We start from the raw sequence: 21,122 nt of genomic DNA, 5'->3' as shown, positions 1-21,122 counted from the left end.
CTTTCCCACCGCGCATCCCCCCCCCCCCCCGCATAGTCTGTGCGACGGGCCCTGGCCCGGGCGCCCCCCAACCTGGGCCGCCCCGCCCGGGGGGGGGGGGGGGGGGGGGGGGGCCCCGCCGCCCCCCCCCCACCGCCGCGTTCGTGGCCCCGTCCGCCGGCGCCTGACGGTGAGTCAGTCGGGTCGGCCGAGCGTGCCGTGCGCCAGTACGGCGAGGCCCGCCGCGATCCGCGCGGGGGTGACACCGCCCTCGCGCTGGTGACGGAAGAGCTCGGGGGCGAGCGGGGCGAGCAGCTGGTCGGCCAGCACCTCCGGGTCCGGCCGGCCGGCCGCGCGCGCCAGGTGGGCGACGTGCAGCCGCCAGAAGGCGTAGGCGCCGGTGCGGTAGCGGGCCGCGCCGGTCTCGGCGCCGAGCACCAGGTGCACATGGGTCTCCAGCAGCTCGACCATCGCCGCGTAGAACGCCGCGAGCCGTTCGGCCGGGGCCGGCGCCGCGCCGGCGTCGCCCGGGCCGAGCGGCGGATCCCCGCGCAACAGCCCTTCCTGGAGGGCGCGTTCGTGCTCGTCGAGCAGGGCGCGGGCGATCGAGGCGCGGTCCGGGTAGCGGCGGTAGAGCGTGCCCCGGCCGATGCCGGCCGCCCGGGCGATGTCGTCCATGGTGACGGCGGTCGGGTCGCCCGCGGCGAAGAGCCGTTCGGCGGCGGCGAGCACCTTGGCCCGGTTCCGGGCGGCGTCGGCCCGTTCGCGGGGCGGCGGCCCGTCGGCCAGCGGGAGGTCCGTCGTCATGGGTTCCAGCCTAGGAGGCAAGTGGACACGCAGTCCACTTGCCTCTACGGTTTGGGGGGCCGGTAAGTGGACGATGTGTCCACTTCTATCGCGGCTCCGTCCTGCCCAGACCCGCCCCGGGGGTTCACCGTGTCCCACCTCCTGCACCTCGACAGCAGCGCGCGCACCGACTCCTTCACCCGCCGCCTCGGCGAGGCCTTCGCCGAGGCCTGGGAGGGCGGCGGGGGCGAGGTGACCCACCGCGACCTCGCCGCCGACCCCGTCCCGCCGATCCGCGAGGGCTGGACCCGGATCTGCGACACCCTGCTGCGCGAGGGCATCACCGACATCGCCCGCTACCCCGAGGCCGTCCGCACCGAGCAGGAGCGCGAGGCCTGGGCCGTCGTCCGGCCGCTGCTCGACGAGCTCGTCGCGGCGGACGCCGTGCTGATCGGCGCGCCGATGTACAACTTCGGCATCCCGTCCGCGCTGAAGGCCTGGATCGACCAGGTGACCTTCCCGAGGATGGTGCTCGCGCCGCGCAAGTTCGTGGTCGTCGCCGCCCGCGGCGGCGTCTACGGACCGGGCACCCCGCGCGCCCTACGACCACAACGGCCGCTACCTGAGCGACTTCGTCCGCGGCCACTACGCGGTCGAGGACACCGAGGTGATCGCCGCCGAACTCGTCAACTCGCTGGTCGACCCCGCCCTGGCCGGCCGGGTCACCCAGCACCGGGAGTCCGTCGCCGACGCGCTGTACCGGGCCGGCGAACTGGGCACCAAGCTGGTCGGCTACCGCATCCCGAGGGAGGACTGAGCGCCGTGCCGTGGATCTGGCTGCTGCTGGCCGGCGTGGTGGAGGTCGCCTGGGCGCAGTCCATCGAGCCCACCCGCGGATTCACCCGGCTCCCGCAGAGCGCCCTGTGCCTCGTCCTCATGCTGGGCGCGGTCTACCTGCTCTCCCGCGCCCTCCGGGACCTCCCGGTCGGCACCTCCTACGCCGTCTTCACCGGCATCGGCACCATCGGCACCGTCCTGACCGCCCTCGCCGTCCGCCACGAGGTCCCGTCCCCCACCACCCTCGCCGGCCTCACCCTCATCACCGCCGGCCTCCTCACCGTCCACCTCGGCACCCCCACCCCCTGACCCCGTCGCGCCGGCCCCGGCACCCATGTCGCGCCACGACCCCGGCGGCCCGGCGCGACGGCCTCGCCCAGGCCATGTTGGTGCAATACAATGGCTTGTCCATCACCAACATCTATCGCCGGAGGTGCGGGGATGTCCGTGACACAGATCGACATCGACGAAGAGGCGCTGGAGCGCGCTATGGCGCTGGCGGGGGTGCGGACCAAGAAGGAAGCCGTCAACCTCGCCCTCCGCTACTACGCCGAACAGCGGGAACGCGCGGCGAGGATCGGCCGGCACTTCGAACGGGCCCGGCAGTGGGGAGCGGTGGAGGACGCCGAGCGGCTGCACCGGACGGAGAAGGACGCCCGGTGATCTACCTGCTCGACACCTCCGCCCTGGTGCGGCTGCTGCGTGACCCGGAACTTCAGACCGTTTGGTACGACGCGATCGACGCCCAGTCGATCGCGTCGTGCTATCCCCAGCGCGCGGAGTTCCTCTACAGCGCGCGGGACGCGCGCGAGTACGACGAGATCGCCGAGATGTTCGCCGACCTCTATCCGGACGTCACGGTCCCCAAGAGCGCCGGACGCTGGATCGACACGGTGCAGCGCCGGATGGCCCTCGCGGGGCAGCACCGCAGTGCCTCCGCGGTCGATCTCCTGATCGCGGCGACGGCTGCCCACCACGGACTCACCGTGCTGCACGACGATGCCGACTACCGGACGGTGGCCCGCCACGCGCCCGATCTCACCGAGCACAGCATCCTGGCCCACGGCTGACCGGCGCTGATCGGTGACCGTGCAGCCGGGGGCTCAGGCGGTGAGCGCCGGGGCCGTCCTCGCCGTCGTGCGGGCCTCGTCGTAGCGGGTGAGGAGGAGGCGGGCGAGGTCGGGGGTGGGGGCGAGGGTGGCGGCGAGGTGGTCGGCGGCGGCCTCGGTGGCGGCTTCGGCGATGCGGTCGGGGAGCAGGCCGGGGGCGAGCAGGTAGGGGGAGACGGCGACCCGGTCGACGGCGGGGGTGCGGCGCAGGGCCGCGACCGCGTCGGGCACGCGCGGGCCGCCCGCGGAGGCGTAGGCGACCTCGACGGCGGCCCAGCCGCGGGTGCGGCGCCACTCGGCGGCGACCGCCCGGGTGGCGGCGTCGGCGGCCGGGTCGGAGGAGCCGGCGGCGGCGAGCACGACGCCTGTGCGGGCGCGGGCGGCGGGGGAGGCGAGCGCGGGGGCGGCCTCGGTGAGCCGGCGGTCGAGCGCCGACAGCAGCAGCGGCGAAGGGCCGAGCACATCGGCCACCGGCAGGTCGGCGCCGGCCGCGCGCAGGGCGGCGGGGATGTCGTGCTTGGCGTGAAAGGCCCGGTTGAGCAGCAGCGGGACGGCCACCGTCGCCGGCCCGAGCCGGTCCAGCACCTGCGGGATCCGCGGTGCGCAGTGGTCGAGGTAGGCGGTGGCGACGTCCAGGCCGGGCCGCAGCGCCCGCACCTGGGCGACCAGCGCGGCGACGGCCGCGGCGTGCCGGGGGTCGCGGCTGCCGTGGGCGATCAGCAGCAGCGCGGGGCTGCCCGCCGCCACCGGGGTGGCGGGGGCGGCGGACAGCCGTCGGTCGGTCATGCGCGGGGCCTCACTTGCCGCCGGCCAGCAGGCCGCGGTTGCGCAGGACCCGGCGCTCGACCGGGGTGAAGACGAGCAGTTCGATGGCGATGCCGACGAACAGGATGAGGATGATGCCGAGCAGGACGCCGGCCATGTCGGAGAACTCGCGCTGGTTCTCCAGGAAGCGGCCGAGGCCGAGGCCCAGGTCGGGGGAGGAGGCGACGAGTTCGGCGGCCATCAGCGAGCGCCAGGAGAAGGCCCAGCCCTGCTTGAGTCCGGCCAGGTAGCCGGGCAGCGCGGCGGGCAGCAGGATGTGCCGGGCGCCGGTGAGGCCGGTGGCGCCGATGGTGCGCCCGGCCCGCAGGAACAGCGGCGGGACCTGGTCGATGCCCGCGACCAGCCCGTTGGCGATGGACGGGACGGCGCCGAGCAGGATGACCGCGTACATCATCGAGTCGTTGATGCCGAGCCAGATGACGGCGGCCGGCACCCAGGCGACCGAGGGCAGCGACTGGAGGCCGGAGAGGACCGGGCCGAGCGCGGCCCGCACCGGCTTGACCCGGGCGACCAGCAGGCCGATCGGGGTGCCGATGACGAGCGCGACCAGGAAGCCGGACAGCCCGCGCCAGACGCTGGTCCAGATGATCGAGAACAGCGTGCCCTTGTACCAGAGGTCCTCGGCGGCGTGCCAGACGTCCAGCGGGCTGGGGAGCTTGTACTCGGTGGTGACGTGGAGGCTGTAGGCGCCCTGCCAGAGGGCGAGCACCAGGACGACGCCGAGCAGCGGCGGCAGGACCTTCTGCCGCAGCGTCTCGGCGGTGGAGTTGCGCTGGGTGACGACCGCGTCCAGGGCGTCCAGGCCCGACCCGACGCTCGCGAAGTCGGCGACGGTGCCCGTGTGGGCCGACCCGGCCTTGGTGGTGGTGTCAGTGCTGGCCATGGCGGCGGATCTCCCCACGCAGTTCTTCGGTGATCTCGATGGACAGGTCGGCCACGCCGGAGGACTCGATCCGGCGCGGCTGGGGGAGGTCGATGTGCCACTCCCGGTTGACCCGGCCGGGGCGGGAGGAGAGCAGCACCACGCGCTGGGCCAGCCGGACGGCCTCCCGCACGTTGTGGGTGACGAAGAGGACGGCCAGCTTGCGCTCGGCCCAGATCCGGGTGATCTCGTCGTGCAGGACGTCCCGGGTGATGGCGTCCAGGGCGGCGAACGGCTCGTCCATCAGCAGCACCTTGCTGCCCTGGGCGAGCGCGCGGGCCATCGCGACGCGCTGGCGCATGCCGCCGGACAGCTCGTGCACCCGCTTGTCGTAGGAGCCGTCGAGCCGGACGAGTTCGAGCAGCCGCTCGGCCTCGGGGCGGCGCTCGGGGCGGGGGACACCGGCGAGCTTCAGGGCGAGTTCGATGTTCTTGCCGGCCGTGAGCCAGGGGAAGAGCGCGTGTTCCTGGAACATCAGCGCGGGGCGTCCTCCGGGCACCTCGATGCTGCCCGCGGTGGGCTTGTCGAGGCCGGCGACCAGGTTGAGCAGGGTGGACTTGCCGCAGCCCGAGGCGCCGAGCAGCGTGACGAACTCGCCCGGGGCGACATCGAGGGTGATGTCGTCCAGGACGTGGGTCTGCGCGCCGGGACGGCCGAAGGACTTGTGCACGTGCGAGATCCGGACGGCGGGGGCGCCGTCACGAGTGCCGACGCCGGGGGCGTCGTCCGAGGTGGTCAGTGCCGGAGTCATTCCGGGCACCTCCTGCGTGGTGTGGTCTGGCATCTGGTGTCAGGGAGAGGACCGGGGTCCGGGCCCCCGCCCGGCCCGAGCTCGGGGCATCGAGCGGGCATCGGTACGGGCGGGGCGGGGGCCGGACCGCGGGGTTCGTGCGCGGTGGTGCGGTCCTGCGGGCGCTACTTGGCGCCGAGTCCGGCGTCCGCGACGGGGCTCTGCCCCTTCTCCTTCAGCACCTTGTTGAGCAGGGTGAGGTCGTAGATGCCGTTCAGGTTCGGCTTCTTGAGCAGGCCGGCGGTGACGGCGTTGTCGGCCTCGGTCTGCAGGGTGGCGGCCAGCGGGTCGTCCAGGAAGTCGATGTCGGCCCAGGCCGGGTCGAGGATGGCCGGGTCCAGGGCGTTGCCGGCCTCCTTCTTGATGGCCTCGTTCGCGTCGGCCTTGGCCTTGTCCGGGTTGGCCTTGATGAAGGCGTTGGTGTTCACCGAGCCGCGCAGCACGGCCTCGACCACGTCGGGGTGTTCGGCGAGGAACTTCTGCGAGACGATGATGTTGGTGATCACGAACTTCTTGTCCGGCCAGATGTCCTTCTCGTTGAGCAGGACCTTCGCACCGAGGGTGACCAGCTTGGACGCGGTCGGCTCGGGCACCCAGGCGGCGTCGATGGAGCCCTGCTTGTAGGCGTCCGGGGTGACCTTGTTGTCGCTGCGCACCACGCTGACGTCGCCGGCGCCGGTCGAGGCGTCGACCTTGAAGCCCTTGCCGGCCAGGTAGTTGAGCAGCGCCACGTCCTGGGTGTTGCCCAGCTGCGGGGTGGCGATCTTCTTGCCCTTGAGGTCGTCCAGCGAGGCGATCTTGTCCGGGTTGGCGACCAGCTTGACGCCGCCGGAGGCCGAACCGCCGATGATCTTCAGCGACTTGCCCTCGGACTTGGTGAAGCCGTTGATCGCCGGGGAGGGGCCGATCCAGCCGATGTCGATGGAGCCGGCGTTGAGCGCCTCGATCTCGGCCGGGCCCGCGTTGAAGACCTGGGGCTTGATCTGGGTGGCGCCCAGCTCCTTCTGGAATATGCCCTCCTGGAGGCCCACCAGCGGGGTGCCGTGGGTCAGGTTGGCGAAGTAGCCGATCTTCACCGTGTCGGCGGAGAGCTTGGCGCCGGAGGCGGAATCACCGGCGGGGGCGGCGGTGTTGGTCTTCTTGTCGTCGTCCTTGGAGCCGTAGCCGCAGGCGGAGAGCAGCGCGACGGCGGTGAGGCCGGCCACGGCGGCCGCGGCGGAGCGTCTGATCCGGCCGGCGGTGGGGTGTGCGAGGGTATGCGGAAGTGCCTGGTTCGGTGCCATGGGTGAGTCCTGTTCGCGGACGGACCGTCAGGAAAGCGGTCTCGGGAGGACGTTCGGTCAAGGTTGTGCTTGCGGCACCGCGCGGGGTGCCGGGCAAGCCGGGCCGGGGGACGCTGCTGCGCCTGCTGTGGGGAGGGACAGCGGCGGCCGGCCCGGTGACAGGGCGTTCTCAGCCCTGTCGGCCCACACATCGCGTCAGGCCGCCCTGGCCGCTGCCGAGGACGCCGCTGCCGATGCGGCCGCCTTCCTTGTCCATGCCCGAGAACGCCTCGCTGGGCATCAGACCCAGTCCTCCTCGTCGGGTTCGTTCGCGTCGGTGCTGCGTACGGTCTCGAAGGCCTCGCCCGCCATGCCGGCGGTGAGGGTGGTGCCGTCGGCCGGGTCGATCAGCAGGAACGATCCGGTCCGGCGGTTGTCGCGGTACCCGTCGAGCGCCAGCGGCTCGGCGGTGCGCAGCACCACGTGGCCGATGTCGTTGACGTTCAGACCCTCGGCGCCGGAGCGCTGCTCCAGCGTGTCGATGTCGATCCGGTAGGTGATCTCCTTGACCAGCGCGCGCACGGTGCGGGTGGTGTGCTTGAGCAGCACCTTGTCGCCGGTCCGCAGCGGCCGCTCGTTGAGGTGGCTGACGGTGGCCTCGATGTCCTTGGTGGGGACGGGCGCGGAGCCGGCCGCGATGAGGTCGCCGCGGGAGATGTCGATGTCGTCGGCCAGGCGCACGGTGACCGACTGGGGGGCCCAGGCGATGTCGGTGGCCCGGCCGAGGGCGTCGATGCCGGTGACGGTGGTGGTGTGGCCCGACGGCAGCACGGTGACGGCGTCGCCGACCCGCAGCACGCCGGAGGCCAGCTGGCCCGCGTAGCCGCGGTAGTCCGGGTGCTCCTCGGTCTGCGGGCGGATCACGTACTGGACCGGGAAGCGGGCCGGCTCGGCGCTCGGGTCGCTGCCGACCGGCACGGTCTCCAGGTGCTCCAGCAGGGTCGGGCCGCCGTACCAGTCCATGTGCGCGGAGGGCTCGACGACGTTGTCCCCGGCGAGCGCGGAGATCGGGACGGCGACGACGTCCTTGACGCCGAGCGAGGCCGCGTAGGCGGTGAACTCGGCGGCGATGGCGGCGAAGACGGGCTCGGCGTAGTCGACCAGGTCCATCTTGTTGACGGCCAGCACCACGTGCGGCACCCGCAGCAGGGCGGCGACGGCGGCGTGCCGGCGGGTCTGCTCGACCACGCCGTTGCGGGCGTCGACCAGGACGACGGCCAGCTCGGCGGTGGAGGCGCCGGTGACCATGTTCCGGGTGTACTGCACGTGCCCGGGGGTGTCGGCGAGGATGAACCGCCGCCGGGGGGTGGCGAAGTAGCGGTAGGCGACGTCGATGGTGATGCCCTGCTCGCGCTCGGCGCGCAGGCCGTCGGTGAGCAGCGCGAGGTCGGGCGCCTCCTGGCCGCGGTTGCGGGACGCGTGCTCGACGGCCTCCAGCTGGTCGGCCAGCACCGACTTGGAGTCGTGCAGCAGCCGCCCGACCAGGGTGGACTTGCCGTCGTCGACGGAGCCCGCGGTGGCGAAGCGCAGCAGCGAGGTGGCGGTGCCGGTCCCGGTCGTGCCGGTCTGGGTGGTGCTCATTAGAAGTATCCCTCGCGCTTGCGGTCTTCCATCGCGGCCTCGGAGAGCTTGTCGTCGGCGCGGGTGGCGCCGCGCTCGGTGAGGCGGCTGGCGGCGATCTCGGCGATGACGGCCTGGATGGTGGTGGCGTCGGAGTCGACGGCACCGGTGCAGGACATGTCCCCGACGGTGCGGTAGCGGATCAGCCGCCGCTCGACCGGCTCGTTCTCCTTGGGGCCGCCCCACTCGCCGGCGGTCAGCCACATGCCGTCGCGGGCGAAGACGTCGCGCTCGTGGGCGTAGTAGATCTCCGGGAGCTCGATGTTCTCGCGCTCGATGTACTGCCAGACGTCCAGCTCGGTCCAGTTGGAGAGCGGGAAGACGCGCACGTGCTCGCCGACGGCGTGCCGGCCGTTGTAGAGCGACCACAGCTCGGGGCGCTGGCGGCGCGGGTCCCAGGCGCCGAACTCGTCGCGCAGCGAGAAGACGCGCTCCTTGGCGCGGGCCTTCTCCTCGTCGCGCCGGCCGCCGCCGAAGACCGCGTCGAAGCGGCCCTTCTCGATGGAGTCGAGCAGCGGGACGGTCTGCAGCGGGTTGCGGGTGCCGTCGGGGCGCTCGCGCAGCACGCCCCGGTCGATGAAGTCCTGCACGGAGGCGACGTGCAGGCGCAGGTTGTGCTCGGCCGCGACGCGGTCCCGGTAGGCGATGACCTCCGGGAAGTTGTGGCCGGTGTCGACGTGCAGCAGCGAGAACGGGACGGCGGCCGGCCAGAAGGCCTTGAGCGCCAGGTGCAGCATGACGATGGAGTCCTTGCCGCCCGAGAAGAGGATCACCGGGCGCTCGAACTCCCCCGCGACCTCGCGGAAGATGTGCACCGACTCGGCCTCCAGCGCGTCCAGGTGGGACAGCGCGAAGGGGTTGTCGTCGGCCTGCACCAGGCTCTGGGTCGCGGTGGTCATGCCAGGCCCCTCTCGGTCAGGAAGGCGTGCAGCTCGGCGGCGGACTCGGCGACCGCACGGCCCTGGGTCTGGAGGCGCAACTCCGGGTGCTCGGGCGCCTCGTAGGGGTCGTCGACGCCGGTGAGGCCGGAGATCTCGCCGGCCGCCTGCTTCGCGTACAGTCCCTTGACGTCGCGCTCGGCGCACAGCTCGACCGGGGTGGCGACGTGGATCTCCAGGAAGTCGGTGCCGTGCTCGGCGTGCCGCTCGCGCACGGCGGCGCGGGAGTCGGCGTAGGGCGCGATCACCGGGGCGAGCACCTTGACGCCGTTGGCGGCGAGCTTCTCGGCGACGAAGCCGATCCGGGTGACGTTGGTGTGCCGGTCCTCGCGGCTGAAGCCGAGGCCCTTGGAGAGGAACTCGCGGATCTCGTCGCCGTCCAGGACCTCGACCTTGTGGCCCTCGGCGCGCAGCCGGTCGGCCAGGGCGAAGGCGAGCGTGGTCTTGCCCGCGCTCGGCAGCCCGGTCAGCCACACGGTGGCGCCGCGCTCGCAGGGGCCGGCCGCGCGGGCCGCCTCTGCGGCTCCGGCGGCGGCCAGGGTGTCGGCTGTGGTCACGGTGACGTCCTTAGAACGGGAGTTGACGGGTGTTCGGGTCGAGCGGCTAGAGGTGGATGCCGCACTCGGTCTTGCCGGAGCCGGACCAGCGGCCGGCCCGGGCGTCCTCGCCCTCGCCCGGCTTGCGGGTGCAGGAGAGCGGGGAGCAGCCGACGGAGGTGTAGCCCTCCCACAGCAGCGGGTTGAGCAGCACGCCGTTGGCGTTGACGTAGGCGTCCACGTCCTCCTGCGTCCAGCGGGCGATCGGGGCGATCTTGACCTTGCGGCGCCGGGCGTCCCAGGCGACCACCGGGGTGTTCGCGCGGGTCGGGGACTCGTCGCGGCGCAGCCCGGTGGCCCAGGCGTCGTAGCCGCCGAGGCCGCGGTTGAGCGGCTCGACCTTCCGCAGCGAGCAGCACAGGTCGGGGTCGCGGTCGTGCAGCCGCGGCCCGTACCGGGCGTCCTGCTCGGCCACCGTCAGCGCCGGGGTGAGCGTGATGACGTTGACCGGCATGGTCGCCGCCACCGCGTCCCGGGTGCCGATGGTCTCGGGGAAGTGGTAGCCGGTGTCCAGGAAGACCACGTCCACGCCGGGGAAGACCGAGGCGGCCAGGTGGGCGACGACCGCGTCCTCCATCGAGGAGGTGACGCAGAAGCGCTTGCCGAAGGCGTCGGCCGCCCAGCGCAGGATCTCCTGCGGGGTGGCCTCCTCCAGTTCGCGGCCGGCCCGGGTGGCCAGCTCCTCGTGGTCAGTCGTCGTGCCGGTCACTCTGGTTTCCCCCGTTGGTCGGTGACAGCAGGCCGAGGAACTTCAGCTGGAAGGCCCGGCGGCACCCGTGGCATTCCCAGGCGCCGTGCCCGGCCTCCGAGGGGCGCAGGTCCTCGTCCCCGCAGTAGGGGCAGAAGAAGGGGGCCGCACGCTCACTCACGACAGCTGCTCCTCGTCGGCCCGGGCCGCCCACTGGGCGAAGCGCTCGCCCTCGGTGCGGTCCTCCCGGTACCGGGTCAGCACCCGCTCGACGTAGTCGGGCAGGCCCTCGCTGGTGACCTTGAGGCCGCGGACCTTGCGGCCGAAGCCGGCCTCCAGGCCGAGCGCGCCGCCCAGGTGCACCTGGTAGCCCTCCACCTGGTTGCCCTGCTCGTCCGTCACCAGCTGACCCTTGAGACCGATGTCCGCGACCTGGATGCGGGCGCAGGCGTTCGGGCAGCCGTTGATGTTGATGGTCAGCGGCTCGTCGAAGTCGGGCAGCCGCTTCTCCATCTCGTCGATGAGGGTGCGGCCGCGCTCCTTGGTCTCGACGATGGCGAGCTTGCAGTACTCGATGCCGGTGCAGGCCATCGTGCCGCGGCGGAACGGCGAGGGGGTGACCCGCAGGTCCAGCGCCTCCAGGCCGGCCACCAGCGACTCGACCCGGTCCTCGGGGACGTCGAGCACGATCATCTTCTGCTCGGCGGTGGTGCGCAGCCGGTCGCTGCCGTGCGCCTCGGCGAGGTCGGCGATCTGCCCGAGCAGCCGGCCGTCGACCCGGCCGACCCGCGGCGCGAAGCCCACGTAGTAGTTGCCGTCCTTCTGCCGGTGCACGCCGACGTGGTCGCGCCAGCGGCCGGCGGGCTGCTGCGGGGCGGGGCCGTCGACCAGCTTGTACTTGAGGTACTCGTCCTCCAGCACCTGGCGGAACTTCTCGGTGCCCCAGTCGGCGACCAGGAACTTCAGCCGGGCGCGGTTGCGCAGGCGGCGGTAGCCGTAGTCGCGGAAGATGCCGATGACGCCGCCGTAGACGTCGGCGACCTCGTCCAGCGGGACCCAGGCGCCGAGCCGGACGCCGAGCTTCGGGTTGGTGGACAGGCCGCCGCCGACCCAGAGGTCGAAGCCTGGACCGTGCTCGGGGTGGACCACGCCGACGAAGGCGACGTCGTTGATCTCGTGGGCGACGTCCAGCAGCGGGGAGCCGGAGACGGCGGACTTGAACTTGCGCGGCAGGTTGGAGAAGTCCTTGTTGCCGATGAAGCGCCGCTGGATCTCCTCGATGGCGGGGGTGCCGTCGATGATCTCGTCCTCGGCGATGCCGGCCACCGGGGAGCCGAGGATGACGCGCGGGGTGTCGCCGCAGGCCTCGGTGGTGGACAGGCCGACGGCCTCCAGCTTCTGCCAGATCGCCGGGACGTCCTCGATCCGGATCCAGTGGTACTGGATGTTCTGGCGGTCGGTCAGGTCGGCGGTGTTGCGGCCGTACTGCTCGGAGACCTCGGCGACGGCGCGCAACTGGGCGACCGTCAGCCGGCCGCCGTCGATGCGGACGCGGAGCATGAAGTACTCGGCGTCGAGCTCGTGCGGATCCAGGATCGCGGTCTTGCCGCCGTCGATGCCCTCCTTGCGCTGGGTGTACAGACCCCACCAGCGCATCCGGCCGCGCAGGTCGGCCGGGTCGATCGAGTCGAAGCCCCGGTGCGCGTAGATCGTCTCAATACGTGTCCGCACATTGAGACCGTCGTCGTCCTTCTTGAACTGCTCGTTGGCGTTCAGAGGAGTGAAGTGGCCCATGCCCCACTGGCCCTCGCCGCGGTGACGGGTCACCTTGCGAGCGGCGGCGGGGCGGCGCGCGGGGGCGCGGTCGGCCGGGGGCTCGGCGGTCTCGGGGGTGGTGGCCATGGTGAAGTCCTTCGGGGCAGGTGGCTCTGACGCCGGGTTGGTCGCTGGGCGTGCTCGGCGGTGCGGTACTGCTGTGACCTGCGGATTCCTCAGGGCTGGAGAGCAGTCGCGGTGGCCGGGCGGGCGCCTGCGCATCCGCTTCGGCGGGGATGGCGGGGAAGGTGGCGCCGGGTGCGGTGGGAGGCGGCGGGATCGGGCTCAGGTCACCGGACAGATGGCGCTGGACACGCGAAGGAGATCGACGTGCAGTCGACCTACTAGGGTGGTTCCGGCGCTCGGCATGGACAAGAGATTCGCACGGCGCACGACTCGCGGTCCACTAACGTCCGTATTCTGGATGCCTGAGTTTCGGATCGTGAGATGTCGGAGCGTTCCCGCCGCTCCTGCCGACGGGGGCCCCGCAGGACCCCTGAACGGTGCCCGGACCCCGGGAGATCGGTCGACGGGCCCCGGCCCGATACCGTTACCCCTGTGCAAGCAGCAGGCGAAACGACCAGGCCGAACCCCGAGCGGCCCTCCCGTCGTCGGGGCAAGGGCTCCCGGCGCAGGCGGGCGGCCAGGCAGGCCGCCTGGCGGACCACCGGCTGGGCCCTGGTCAAGGACACCACCAACACCTGTGTCGAGTACCGGGTCACCGGGCTCGCGGCGGAGGCGGCGTTCTTCACCCTGCTCTCCATCCCGCCGCTGCTGCTCTGTCTGGCCGGGACGCTCGGCTACCTGGACGACTTCGTCGAGGCCGGCACCATCGACAAGCTGAAGGCCGACATCGTCAAGGCGGCCGGCACGGTCCTCTCGGACTCCTCCATCACGCAGGTGGTCCAGCCGCTGCTGGGCCAGGTCTTCGACCAGGCCCGGCCCGACCTGATCTCGATCGGCTTCCTGCTGTCGCTGTGGTCCGGATCCCGGGCGCTCTACATCTTCATCGACACCATCACCGTGATGTACGGGCTGGACGGGCGGCGCGGCATCGTCAAGACCCGGCTGCTGTCGCTCGGCCTCTACCTCGGCGCGCTGGTGATCGGCTCGCTGGTGCTGCCGCTGCTGATGGCCGGCCCCGAGCTGGTGACCAACGCCGTGCCGGAGAGCGCCTGGCTGCTCAGCGCCGCCTACTGGCCGTTCGCGATCCTGCTGCTGATCGTCTCGCTGACCACCCTGTACCACCTGGCGGTCCCGGTCTCCACGCCCTGGCGCGAGGACATCCCGGGCGCGCTGGTCGCCCTGGTCGTGCTGGTGTTCTGCAGCGTGGCGCTCCGGCTCTACCTGGTCAGCTCGATCGAGGGCCACTCGGTGTACGGCTCGCTGGCCGCGCCGGTGGCCGTGCTGCTGTGGATCTTCGTGGTGGCGCTCGCGGTGCTCATCGGCGCGGCCATGAACGCGGCCATAGACCGCCGCTGGCCCACCCTGGAGACCGCCGACGCCCGCGCCGAGAACGAGCGCGCCCACGAGGCGGCGGCCGCCGCGGTGGTCCGCGAGGTGGCCGCCCGGCGCGCCGTCGAACGGGCCCGCCGGGCGCGCGAACTGGGCCTCGCCGAGGGCGGCGAGGAGGAGTACGGGGACGACGAGGGCGAGGACGGCGACGTGCCCTCCGAGTACCCCGAGCGGTGGGCCGACGTGCTGGCCGCCGAGAACGTCCGCGGCCGCCTCACCGCCCGCGGCGGCCCGCACCACCGTCCCGTCCCGCCCCCGCCGGACAGCGACCGCCCGACCGCCCCGCCTCCCGAGTACCCGCTGCCGACCCGGCCGCCGCGCCCGCCGTGGGACGAGCGCTGAGCCCGGCGCCGATCCCGGCGGGGACCCGGTGCCGGTCGCGGCGGGGACGCGCCTCGGGCGGACATCCGCAGGTGAAAAACCGGTTGGCAGGGTGGGGCCGGGCCGCTAGCGTGTGAGCGTCCGGTTCGGGCGGCGTAGGCGCCGCGCCGAGGAGAGAAAGCAGGAGGTGAGCCCCGTGACCACGACTGTCATGACGGCTGCCCTGGGCAGCGCCCGCGTCCACCTCTCCCTGCCGGCCGCCGGCTGACGTAGCCACTCGCGCACGCAGCCGCAGCAGCCCGGTGGGATCGTTTTCCTCCCGAAGGGCCCACTGCGTTGTTCAACGCTGCCTCCGTTCCGTTTTCCTCTGATCTTTCCTCCCCGCTGGTCGGCTACGGCTGGACGGCCGAGCTCGACGAGCTCTTCGCGCCGCTCGCCGAGGCCGGGCTGGTCGCCGCCCGGATCGTCCGGGTCGACCGCGGCCAGTGCGACGCCGTGCTCGCCGACCCCGAGAGCGGCGAACTGCGCACCGTCCGCGCCGACACCCGGCAGGTCGGCGACGCCGACATGATCAACTGCCCGTGCACCGGCGACTGGGCCGCCGTCGACCTCTCGGCCGGACTGCCCATGCCCGCGGTCACGGCGCTGCTGCCGCGGTCCACCGCGATCATCCGCAAGGTCGCCGGCAAGCGCTCCGACGGTCAGGTGCTCGCCGCCAACGTCGACACCGTGGTGGTCGCCGCCTCGCTCGCCGCCGAGCCCGACCTCGGGCGGATCGAGCGCTTCCTCGCACTCGCCTGGGAGTCCGGCGCTGAGCCGGTGGTCGTGCTCACCAAGGCCGACCTGGTCGACGACGCCGAGTTCATCCGGGCCGACGTCGAGGCCGCCGCGCCCGGCGTCACCGTGCTGGTCGTCAGCGCCGAGACCGGCGAGGGGATCGACGTGCTGCGCGCCTGCACGCCGGGCACCACCGCGGTGCTCGGGCAGTCCGGCGTCGGCAAGTCCACCCTGACCAACGTGCTCGCCGGGGCCGACGTGATGGCCGTGCAGGAGGCCCGCTCCGGCGACCAGAAGGGCCGGCACACCACGACCACCCGCGAGCTCGTCCTGCTGCCCGGCGGCGGGGTGCTGATCGACACCCCCGGGCTCCGCGAGGTCGGCCTCTACGGTGGCGAGGGCGTGGCGCTGGCCTTCGCCGACATCGAGGAGCTGGCCGGGCAGTGCCGCTTCCACGACTGCAACCACGACAGCGAGCCCGGCTGCGCGGTGCGGGCGGCGCTCGCGGACGGCTCGCTGCCGGAGCGCCGGATGGAGAGCTACCGCAAGCTCCAGCGGGAGAACGAGTGGATCGCCTCCCGCTCGGACGCCCGGCTGGCCTCGGCCCGGGTGAAGAAGTGGAAGACCCTCACCAAGACGATGCGCGCGGCGGGGGGAACCGTGAAGTGGTGAACTCCGGCCGCCGGTGGCGGGGCGCCCGTCCCGCCGCCGGCAGCCCGGCGCACACGGTGTCAGCGGAAGTCGGCCACCAGCCGGAAGCGCTCCAGGACGACGGGCGTGGTGTCGTCGACGGTGAAGGCCGGGTCGCCGAGCGAGGCGCGCAGCTCCGCGCTGTGCCAGAACCGCTCGTGCCCGGCCCGCCACTCGGCGACCGAGGCGTACCCCTCGCCCTCGTCCAGGGCGTGCCGCAGGTCGACCTCGCCGAGCGGGACGACCCGGACCTCGGTGTTCTCGATCACCGCGACGATCCGCCCGGCCGAGTCGACCACCGCCCCGCGGGCGCCGACCTGCGGCAGCGGGGCGCCCTCCCGCTCGTACTCGGCCAGCAGGCCGGTGGTGCTGGTCTTGGCGCCGGAGAGCACGGCACCGACCAGCCGGTCCCGCAGCGGTCCGGGGAAGGCGAACTCGTCGACCCGCAGTGCGGCGACCCGCGGGTCGCCGGCACCGGTGTAGGGCTGCTCGGACACGCGTGCTCCTGGGGCTCGGGGGCTGGTCGTGCGCAGGCTATCCGGCGGGAGGGCGCCCGGGCGCGCGAATTTCCTCCCGCCCGGCCACCCGCCCGGCCGCTCTCCCCGCCGTCGGCCGGTCCGCGACGCCCATGTCCGATTCCCGCCAGTCACGGGCCGCCGGGTGCCGCAGACTGGACAGCGTGATCGACGACGACATCCGGTACCGCGCCGTGGACAGCCGGGACGCCCGCTTCGACGGCGTCTTCTTCACGGCCGTCACCTCGACCGGCATCTACTGCCGGCCGAGCTGCCCGGCCGTGACCCCGAAGCGCGTCAACTGCACCTTCTACCCGAGCGCCGCCGCCGCGCAGAGCGCCGGCTTCCGGGCCTGCCGGCGCTGCCGCCCCGACTCCGTCCCCGGCTCGCCCGAGTGGAACCACCGGGCCGACCTGGTCGGCCGGGCCATGCGGCTGATCGGCGACGGCGTCGTGGACCGCGAGGGCGTGGCCGGCCTGGCCCAGCGCCTCGGCTACAGCTCCCGCCAGCTCCAGCGCCAGCTCACCGCCGAACTCGGCGCCGGCCCGATCGCGCTCGCCCGCGCCCGTCGTGCCCAGACCGCCCGGCTGCTGCTCCAGACCACCGAGCTGCCGGTCACCGACATCGCGTTCGCGGCCGGCTTCGCCTCCGTGCGGCAGTTCAACGACACCGTCCGGGTGGTCTACGACCGCACCCCCAGCGGGCTGCGCGCCGAGGTCGCGACCGGCCGCCGCACCGCCACCCCGGCCGGCGGTCTCGCCCTTCGGCTCGCCTACCGGGGAGCCCTGGACAGCGACCACCTCATCGACTTCCTCGCCCTGCGCGCCGTCCCCGGCGTGGAGGAGGTCGTGCCCGGTACGCGCCCCGGGGTGCGCACCTACCGCCGCACCCTCGCGCTCCCGTACGGCCACGGCATCGCCGAGGTGGACGGCCTCGCCCCCGGTGAGCCGGCCACCCGCGGCTGGCTCGACTGCCGGCTGCTGCTCACCGACCTGCGCGACCTGCCGACCTCCGTCCAGCGCCTGCGCGTCCTGTTCGACCTGGACGCCGACCCGGTCGCGGTCGACGAGCAACTCGGCGCCGACCCGCTGCTCGGCCCGCTGGTCCGGGCCCGGCCCGGGCTGCGCTCGCCGGGCCACGTCGATCCGCACGAACTGGCCGTGCGCGCCGTCCTCGGCCAGCAGATCACCGTCGGCGCGGCCCGTACCCTGGCCGGCCGGCTCGCCGAGAAGTACGGCACCGCGCTGCCCGAGCCCAGCGGAGGGCTGCGGCTGCTCTTCCCGACCGCCGCCGCCCTGGCGACCGCGGACCCGGAGGACTTCGCGATGCCGACCGCCCGGCGCCGCGCCCTCACCGGTCTGTGCGCCGCCCTCGCCGAGGGCGTCGTCCGGCTCGACGGCGGCGTCGACCGGGAGGAGGCGGCCGCGCGGCTGCTCGCCCTGCCCGGCATCGGCCCGTGGACCGTCGGCTACCTGCGGATGCGTGCCCTCGCCGACCCCGACGTCTTCCTCCCGAGCGACATCGGCGTCAAGCACGGACTGCTCCGGCTCGGCGCCCCGGGGGACCCGAAGTCCGCCGCCCTCGCGGCCGGCGCCTGGGCCCCCTGGCGCTCCTACGCCGTGCACCGCCTCTGGGCGGGCCCGGCCGTCGACCCCAGCACCGGAACGGAGAACACCGCAGCATGAGCACCACCGTCTTCACCTTCATGGAGAGCCCGTTCGGCCGGCTGATGCTCAGCGGCGTCGTCCCGGACGGCGGCGGCCCGGCCGGACTGGCCACCGTCACCGCCCCGGGCCAGCGGTACGCGCTCGCCGAGCCCGCCGACGACTGGGTGCACGACCCGGAGGCGCTCGGTGAGCCGGTCACCCAGCTCACCGAGTACTTCGCGGGCGAGCGCACCGCCTTCGACCTGGAGCTCGCCCCCATCGGCACCGAGTTCCGCCGCCGGATCTGGGCCGCCCTCGACAAGATCCCCTACGGCGAGACCGTCACCTACGGGCAGCTCGCCGATCTGGCCGGCGAGTCGCCGCGCGCGGTGCGGGCGGTGGGCGGGGCGGTCGGCGCCAACCCGCTGCTGATCATCCGCCCCTGCCACCGCGTCCTCGGTGCCAACGGCGCCCTCACCGGCTTCGCCGCCGGCGTCGACCGCAAGCGCTGGCTGCTCGACCTGGAGCACGGCACCTCGCTGTTCTGACCTGCCGGACCGCTGAGGCGCTGAACCGCTGCGCGCGCCGGACGCTCCCGGTCAGTCCGCCGGGAGCGCCCGCAGGTCCACCCGCCAGTCGTTGCTGCGCATCCGGCGGCCGGGCGGGAACTCGAAGTCGGTCTCGCCGAGGAGGGCGAAGCCGGCCCGGCGGCAGACCGCGTTGGAGGCCGGGTTGCCGACCGAGGGGAAGGCGTGCAGGTACCGGTGGCGGCCGGTGCGGGCGGCGGCCTCGACGGCGGCCCGCGCCGCGACCGCGGCGATGCCCCGGCCCTGGTACGGCGGCAGGACGTTCCAGCCCATCTCGTAGACGGTGTCGCCGTGCCAACCGCGCTCCGCGTAGCCGACGGTGCCGACCGCCACCCCCTCCGGCTCCAGGACGACGCGGTACATGCAGCCGGTGCCGGAAGGGACGAAGTCCAGGTAGCGCCGGTGCCGCACGAGCATCCGCTCCTCGTCCTCCGGGCCGCCGGTGTGCCTGCGCATCTCCGGGGTGTTGACCAGGCGCAGCAGGGCGAGGTCGGCGTCGGTCCAGGGTTCGAGGCGGAGCAGCGCGGGATCCATGACGGGACGGTAGCCGGGCGGGCACCCGTGGGGTACCCGATTTCCGCGCCGGGGGATGCGCCGGTCAGCCGCCCGCGGGCTCGGCGAGCGCGCGGGCCAGGTTCTCCAGGGCCGGCAGCGCGTGCATCACGGCGTCCCGGTCGGCGGGGGAGAGGGTGTCCAGGGCGGAGGCGATCCGCCGTTCGTGGGCCCGCTGCCAGTCGTCGAGCTGGCGCCGCCCGGCCGGGGTGAGCGCGATCCGCGCGGTGCGGCGGTCCCCGGGGTCGGCCTGGCGGTCGACGAAACCGGCGTCCAGCAGCTTGCCGACCAGGCCGCTGACGGTGTTGGGGGCGAGCCGCTGCCGGGTGGCGAGCTCGCCGACCCGCAGCGGGGCGGCGGCGAGCGTCTGGAGGAGTTCGACCTGCGCCATCGGCAGGGACTCCCAGGGGTAGTCGGTGCGGATGCTGCTGCGCAGCGACCGCCGGAGCCGGGTGACCGCGTCGGTGAGCCGTCGGGCGCGCTCGATCGCCGCCGGCTCCACGGCCTGCGGATCGACGGCGTGTTCGGGAACGGACGGTGACGACGGCATGGCCGACAGCGTAGCGCCTGGTGGGGACGGTGCCCGAACACCGGGGACGGGTCGTGGGCGACCGACCCCGTTCCGTGAGCGGCCGGTCGCATGCCGATCAGATCGTAGATAGAACATATCTGTATCCGATATATTTCGCCGTATGAACGCGGCGTCGACCCTCACCTCCCGGCTGCTCACCACCGGGCTGCTCACCGAGCGCCCGCGGCCACGCGGCATAGCCGGCTGGCGGCACGCCCACTGGCTCGCCGTCGGCACCGTCTGCCTGGGCGCCTTCCTCGGGCAGCTGACCGCCAGCGTCACCGCCCTCGTCTACCCGGCGCTCCAGCGCCACTTCGGCACGGGCTTCGCCGCCGTCGAGTGGGTCGCGCTCGCCTACCTGCTGGTCCTGGTGGCACTGCTCGCGCCGGTCGGCCGGCTGTCGGACCTGGTCGGCCGCAAGACGATGTACATCGGCGGGTTCGCCGTCTTCGGTCTCGCCTCACTCGGCGCCGGGTTCGCCGACGGCCTCGGCACACTGGTCGCGCTCAGGGCCGTCCAGGCGGTCGGCGGCGCGATGATGCAGGCCAACAGCGTCGCGCTGGTCGCCAGGGGCGTCCCCGAGCACGCGATGCGCCGGGCGCTCGGCATCCAGGCCGCCGCCCAGGGCCTCGGCCTGGCGCTCGGGCCCAGCCTCGGCGGGCTGCTGGTGGAGCACGCCTCCTGGCGCTGGGTGTTCTGGATCAACGTGCCGGTCGCCCTGGTGGGCGTCCTGGCCGGCTGGTTCCTGCTGCCCCGCACCCACCGCCCGGACGCCAGGCCGCTGACCGAGCCGCTGAGCGAGCCGGCGACCCGTCCGGTGCCCCGGCCGCGCGGGGCCGCCCGGCCCGACCCGGACGGCGGGCGCTTCGACCTGGCCGGCCTGCTGCTGCTCGCCGCCTCCACCACCGCGCTGCTGCTCGCCCTCTCCGCCGCCTCCGGCCTGCCGCTGCCCGGCTGGGCCGTGGCCGCACTACTGCTCGCCACCGTGCTCTGCGCGCTCGGCCTGGTCCGCCAGGAGCGCCGGGCCACCCGGCCCATCCTCGCCCCCGGACTGGTCAACACCCCCGGCGTCCGCCCCGGCCTGGCCGTCTCGCTGATCGGCTACCTGCTGCTGTTCTGCCCGCTGGTGCTCGGTCCGGTGCTGCTCGCCGAGGCGGGCCTGCCGACCGGGCGCGTCGGTCTGCTGATCACCCTGCTGCCGGCCGCGTTCGCGGTGGCCGCGACGGCCGGCGGCGCACTGCTGCCGCGCGGCTGGTCGGACGTCGCCCGCTGCCGCTTCGGCGCGGCCCTGGCGGGCGCCGGGCTGCTGGGCTGCGTGCTGCTGCCCGTCGCGGGTGCCCCCGCGACGGCGCAGGCGTTCCCGCTGCTGGTGGCCGGCTGGGGGCTCGGGGTGCTGCTGCCCGCCAACAACGCCCTGGTGATGCGGGCGATACCGGCCGAGTGCTCGGCGGTCGGCGGCGGCATGGTCAACATGGCCCGCAGCCTCGGGACGGCGCTCGGCACCGCGCTGCCGGTGCTGGGCGTCCACCTGGCCGGACCGGTGCTGGGCGGCCGGGCGGTGCTGCTGGCGCTGGCCGCCGTCGCGGTCCTGGCCGTGGCGCTCACCCGGCCGGTGCGGCGCCGCTGAAGGAGCCCGAGCGGGCGGACGACGGCGGGGACGACAACGGCCGGGGCGGTGAACGGAGTTCCGTTCACCGCCCCGGCCGTGCGAGCCGCGGTGC

At 73.8% G+C, this 21,122-nt stretch carries 23 protein-coding genes; 8 read left to right on the top strand and 15 right to left on the bottom strand.

The features are described 5' to 3' along the window. Positions 1 to 174: 174 nt before the first annotated feature. The gene (locus ACFVUH_RS04055) at positions 175 to 786 is read right to left on the bottom strand and encodes a TetR/AcrR family transcriptional regulator (protein ID WP_387911045.1); all 612 of its coding nucleotides are present in this window, start codon (positions 784 to 786) and stop codon (positions 175 to 177) included. A gap of 129 nt (positions 787 to 915) precedes the next feature. Between ACFVUH_RS04055 and ACFVUH_RS04050 the strand changes: the two genes are divergently transcribed. From ACFVUH_RS04050 to ACFVUH_RS04040, 3 genes are all read left to right on the top strand, one after another. Then, positions 916 to 1,911, top strand: coding sequence for an SMR family transporter (locus tag ACFVUH_RS04050; RefSeq protein WP_387911044.1), 996 nt, complete (start codon positions 916 to 918; stop codon positions 1,909 to 1,911). 132 nt (positions 1,912 to 2,043) lie between these two features. Then, entirely contained in the window at positions 2,044 to 2,265 is a 222-nt protein-coding gene (locus ACFVUH_RS04045) for a type II toxin-antitoxin system VapB family antitoxin (RefSeq protein ID WP_355364661.1), read from the top strand. Continuing rightward, positions 2,262 to 2,672 (top strand): PIN domain-containing protein, encoded by a 411-nt coding sequence (locus ACFVUH_RS04040; protein ID WP_355364658.1) that lies wholly within the window; start codon positions 2,262 to 2,264, stop codon positions 2,670 to 2,672. The genes ACFVUH_RS04045 and ACFVUH_RS04040 overlap by 4 nt, the downstream gene beginning before the upstream one ends. A 33-nt stretch (positions 2,673 to 2,705) precedes the next feature. Here ACFVUH_RS04040 and ACFVUH_RS04035 read toward each other — a convergent pair whose 3' ends face one another. The 11 genes from ACFVUH_RS04035 to ACFVUH_RS03985 form a co-directional block, all read right to left on the bottom strand. Further along, positions 2,706 to 3,497, bottom strand: coding sequence for a sirohydrochlorin chelatase (locus ACFVUH_RS04035; RefSeq protein WP_387911043.1), 792 nt, complete (start codon positions 3,495 to 3,497; stop codon positions 2,706 to 2,708). 10 nt (positions 3,498 to 3,507) lie between these two features. Continuing rightward, positions 3,508 to 4,419 carry an ABC transporter permease gene (locus tag ACFVUH_RS04030; protein ID WP_387911041.1) on the bottom strand — a complete coding sequence of 304 codons (912 nt, stop codon included), beginning with the start codon at positions 4,417 to 4,419 and terminating at the stop codon, positions 3,508 to 3,510. Continuing rightward, positions 4,406 to 5,209, bottom strand: coding sequence for an ABC transporter ATP-binding protein (locus ACFVUH_RS04025; protein WP_355364649.1), 804 nt, complete (start codon positions 5,207 to 5,209; stop codon positions 4,406 to 4,408). Before ACFVUH_RS04025 ends, ACFVUH_RS04030 begins: the two co-directional genes overlap by 14 nt. Positions 5,210 to 5,373: 164 nt before the next feature. Further along, entirely contained in the window at positions 5,374 to 6,531 is a 1,158-nt protein-coding gene (locus tag ACFVUH_RS04020) for an aliphatic sulfonate ABC transporter substrate-binding protein (RefSeq protein WP_387911040.1), read from the bottom strand. A gap of 279 nt (positions 6,532 to 6,810) precedes the next feature. Continuing rightward, positions 6,811 to 8,151 (bottom strand): sulfate adenylyltransferase subunit 1, encoded by a 1,341-nt coding sequence (locus ACFVUH_RS04015; protein ID WP_387911038.1) that lies wholly within the window; start codon positions 8,149 to 8,151, stop codon positions 6,811 to 6,813. Beyond that, positions 8,151 to 9,089: a sulfate adenylyltransferase subunit CysD gene (gene cysD, locus ACFVUH_RS04010; RefSeq protein ID WP_387911037.1), complete on the bottom strand. Its 939-nt coding sequence runs from the start codon at positions 9,087 to 9,089 to the stop codon at positions 8,151 to 8,153. The genes ACFVUH_RS04015 and cysD overlap by 1 nt, the downstream gene beginning before the upstream one ends. Beyond that, positions 9,086 to 9,667: an adenylyl-sulfate kinase gene (gene cysC, locus ACFVUH_RS04005; RefSeq protein ID WP_387911330.1), complete on the bottom strand. Its 582-nt coding sequence runs from the start codon at positions 9,665 to 9,667 to the stop codon at positions 9,086 to 9,088. Before cysC ends, cysD begins: the two co-directional genes overlap by 4 nt. 64 nt (positions 9,668 to 9,731) lie before the next feature. Next, on the bottom strand, positions 9,732 to 10,433 hold the full coding sequence (locus ACFVUH_RS04000; protein ID WP_355364637.1) for a phosphoadenylyl-sulfate reductase: 702 nt from the start codon (positions 10,431 to 10,433) through the stop codon (positions 9,732 to 9,734). After that, positions 10,414 to 10,593, bottom strand: coding sequence for a hypothetical protein (locus ACFVUH_RS03995; RefSeq protein ID WP_350543785.1), 180 nt, complete (start codon positions 10,591 to 10,593; stop codon positions 10,414 to 10,416). The genes ACFVUH_RS04000 and ACFVUH_RS03995 overlap by 20 nt, the downstream gene beginning before the upstream one ends. Further along, positions 10,590 to 12,314, bottom strand: a complete 1,725-nt coding sequence (locus ACFVUH_RS03990) for a nitrite/sulfite reductase (RefSeq protein WP_387911036.1) — start codon at positions 12,312 to 12,314, stop codon at positions 10,590 to 10,592. Before ACFVUH_RS03990 ends, ACFVUH_RS03995 begins: the two co-directional genes overlap by 4 nt. Positions 12,315 to 12,512: 198 nt before the next feature. After that, positions 12,513 to 12,596 (bottom strand): putative leader peptide, encoded by an 84-nt coding sequence (locus ACFVUH_RS03985; RefSeq protein WP_310593185.1) that lies wholly within the window; start codon positions 12,594 to 12,596, stop codon positions 12,513 to 12,515. A 189-nt stretch (positions 12,597 to 12,785) separates the two neighbouring features. Between ACFVUH_RS03985 and ACFVUH_RS03980 the strand changes: the two genes are divergently transcribed. Together ACFVUH_RS03980 and rsgA are read left to right on the top strand one after the other, a co-directional pair. Further along, positions 12,786 to 14,084, top strand: a complete 1,299-nt coding sequence (locus ACFVUH_RS03980) for a YihY/virulence factor BrkB family protein (RefSeq protein ID WP_387911035.1) — start codon at positions 12,786 to 12,788, stop codon at positions 14,082 to 14,084. 315 nt (positions 14,085 to 14,399) lie between these two features. Then, positions 14,400 to 15,512, top strand: coding sequence for a ribosome small subunit-dependent GTPase A (gene rsgA, locus ACFVUH_RS03975; protein ID WP_387911033.1), 1,113 nt, complete (start codon positions 14,400 to 14,402; stop codon positions 15,510 to 15,512). A gap of 59 nt (positions 15,513 to 15,571) precedes the next feature. Here the strand turns inward: rsgA and ACFVUH_RS03970 are convergent, their stop codons facing one another. After that, entirely contained in the window at positions 15,572 to 15,979 is a 408-nt protein-coding gene (locus ACFVUH_RS03970; RefSeq protein ID WP_387911328.1) for an ASCH domain-containing protein, read from the bottom strand. A 179-nt stretch (positions 15,980 to 16,158) separates the two neighbouring features. On the opposite strand from ACFVUH_RS03970, the gene ACFVUH_RS03965 reads away from it, so the two are divergent. Both ACFVUH_RS03965 and ACFVUH_RS03960 read left to right on the top strand, forming a co-directional pair. Beyond that, positions 16,159 to 17,730 carry a DNA-3-methyladenine glycosylase 2 family protein gene (locus ACFVUH_RS03965; protein ID WP_387911031.1) on the top strand — a complete coding sequence of 524 codons (1,572 nt, stop codon included), beginning with the start codon at positions 16,159 to 16,161 and terminating at the stop codon, positions 17,728 to 17,730. After that, a complete protein-coding gene (locus tag ACFVUH_RS03960) occupies positions 17,727 to 18,239 on the top strand; it encodes a methylated-DNA--[protein]-cysteine S-methyltransferase (protein WP_387911029.1) in 513 nt (170 codons plus the stop codon). The genes ACFVUH_RS03965 and ACFVUH_RS03960 overlap by 4 nt, the downstream gene beginning before the upstream one ends. A 51-nt stretch (positions 18,240 to 18,290) precedes the next feature. Here ACFVUH_RS03960 and ACFVUH_RS03955 read toward each other — a convergent pair whose 3' ends face one another. After that, positions 18,291 to 18,812 (bottom strand): GNAT family N-acetyltransferase, encoded by a 522-nt coding sequence (locus ACFVUH_RS03955; RefSeq protein WP_387911027.1) that lies wholly within the window; start codon positions 18,810 to 18,812, stop codon positions 18,291 to 18,293. A 64-nt stretch (positions 18,813 to 18,876) separates the two neighbouring features. After that, positions 18,877 to 19,380 carry a MarR family transcriptional regulator gene (locus ACFVUH_RS03950; RefSeq protein WP_355364614.1) on the bottom strand — a complete coding sequence of 168 codons (504 nt, stop codon included), beginning with the start codon at positions 19,378 to 19,380 and terminating at the stop codon, positions 18,877 to 18,879. 142 nt (positions 19,381 to 19,522) lie between these two features. On the opposite strand from ACFVUH_RS03950, the gene ACFVUH_RS03945 reads away from it, so the two are divergent. Beyond that, positions 19,523 to 21,028, top strand: a complete 1,506-nt coding sequence (locus ACFVUH_RS03945; protein ID WP_387911025.1) for an MFS transporter — start codon at positions 19,523 to 19,525, stop codon at positions 21,026 to 21,028. Positions 21,029 to 21,122: the final 94 nt, after the last annotated feature.

It is taken from the genome of Kitasatospora sp. NPDC058032 (genome assembly GCF_042885845.1).
Lineage (GTDB): Bacteria > Actinomycetota > Actinomycetes > Streptomycetales > Streptomycetaceae > Kitasatospora.
The sequence above is the reverse complement of the archived record's forward strand: the minus strand, read 5'-3'. Positions and strand labels throughout refer to the sequence as shown.

Excerpts from the sequence above, each read along its gene's own strand:
- ACFVUH_RS04055 (WP_387911045.1), bottom strand. The coding sequence starts at position 786 with ATGACGACGGACCTCCCGCTGGCCGACGGGCCGCCGCCCCGCGAACGG.
- ACFVUH_RS04045 (WP_355364661.1), top strand. The coding sequence starts at position 2,044 with ATGTCCGTGACACAGATCGACATCGACGAAGAGGCGCTGGAGCGCGCT.
- ACFVUH_RS04035 (WP_387911043.1), bottom strand. The coding sequence starts at position 3,497 with ATGACCGACCGACGGCTGTCCGCCGCCCCCGCCACCCCGGTGGCGGCG.
- ACFVUH_RS04030 (WP_387911041.1), bottom strand. The coding sequence starts at position 4,419 with ATGGCCAGCACTGACACCACCACCAAGGCCGGGTCGGCCCACACGGGC.
- ACFVUH_RS04025 (WP_355364649.1), bottom strand. The coding sequence starts at position 5,209 with ATGACTCCGGCACTGACCACCTCGGACGACGCCCCCGGCGTCGGCACT.
- ACFVUH_RS04020 (WP_387911040.1), bottom strand. The coding sequence starts at position 6,531 with ATGGCACCGAACCAGGCACTTCCGCATACCCTCGCACACCCCACCGCC.
- ACFVUH_RS04015 (WP_387911038.1), bottom strand. The coding sequence starts at position 8,151 with ATGAGCACCACCCAGACCGGCACGACCGGGACCGGCACCGCCACCTCG.
- cysD (WP_387911037.1), bottom strand. The coding sequence starts at position 9,089 with ATGACCACCGCGACCCAGAGCCTGGTGCAGGCCGACGACAACCCCTTC.
- ACFVUH_RS03990 (WP_387911036.1), bottom strand. The coding sequence starts at position 12,314 with ATGGCCACCACCCCCGAGACCGCCGAGCCCCCGGCCGACCGCGCCCCC.
- ACFVUH_RS03985 (WP_310593185.1), bottom strand. The coding sequence starts at position 12,596 with ATGCCGAGCGCCGGAACCACCCTAGTAGGTCGACTGCACGTCGATCTC.
- ACFVUH_RS03965 (WP_387911031.1), top strand. The coding sequence starts at position 16,159 with ATGTCCGATTCCCGCCAGTCACGGGCCGCCGGGTGCCGCAGACTGGAC.
- ACFVUH_RS03960 (WP_387911029.1), top strand. The coding sequence starts at position 17,727 with ATGAGCACCACCGTCTTCACCTTCATGGAGAGCCCGTTCGGCCGGCTG.
- ACFVUH_RS03955 (WP_387911027.1), bottom strand. The coding sequence starts at position 18,812 with ATGGATCCCGCGCTGCTCCGCCTCGAACCCTGGACCGACGCCGACCTC.
- ACFVUH_RS03950 (WP_355364614.1), bottom strand. The coding sequence starts at position 19,380 with ATGCCGTCGTCACCGTCCGTTCCCGAACACGCCGTCGATCCGCAGGCC.
- ACFVUH_RS03945 (WP_387911025.1), top strand. The coding sequence starts at position 19,523 with ATGAACGCGGCGTCGACCCTCACCTCCCGGCTGCTCACCACCGGGCTG.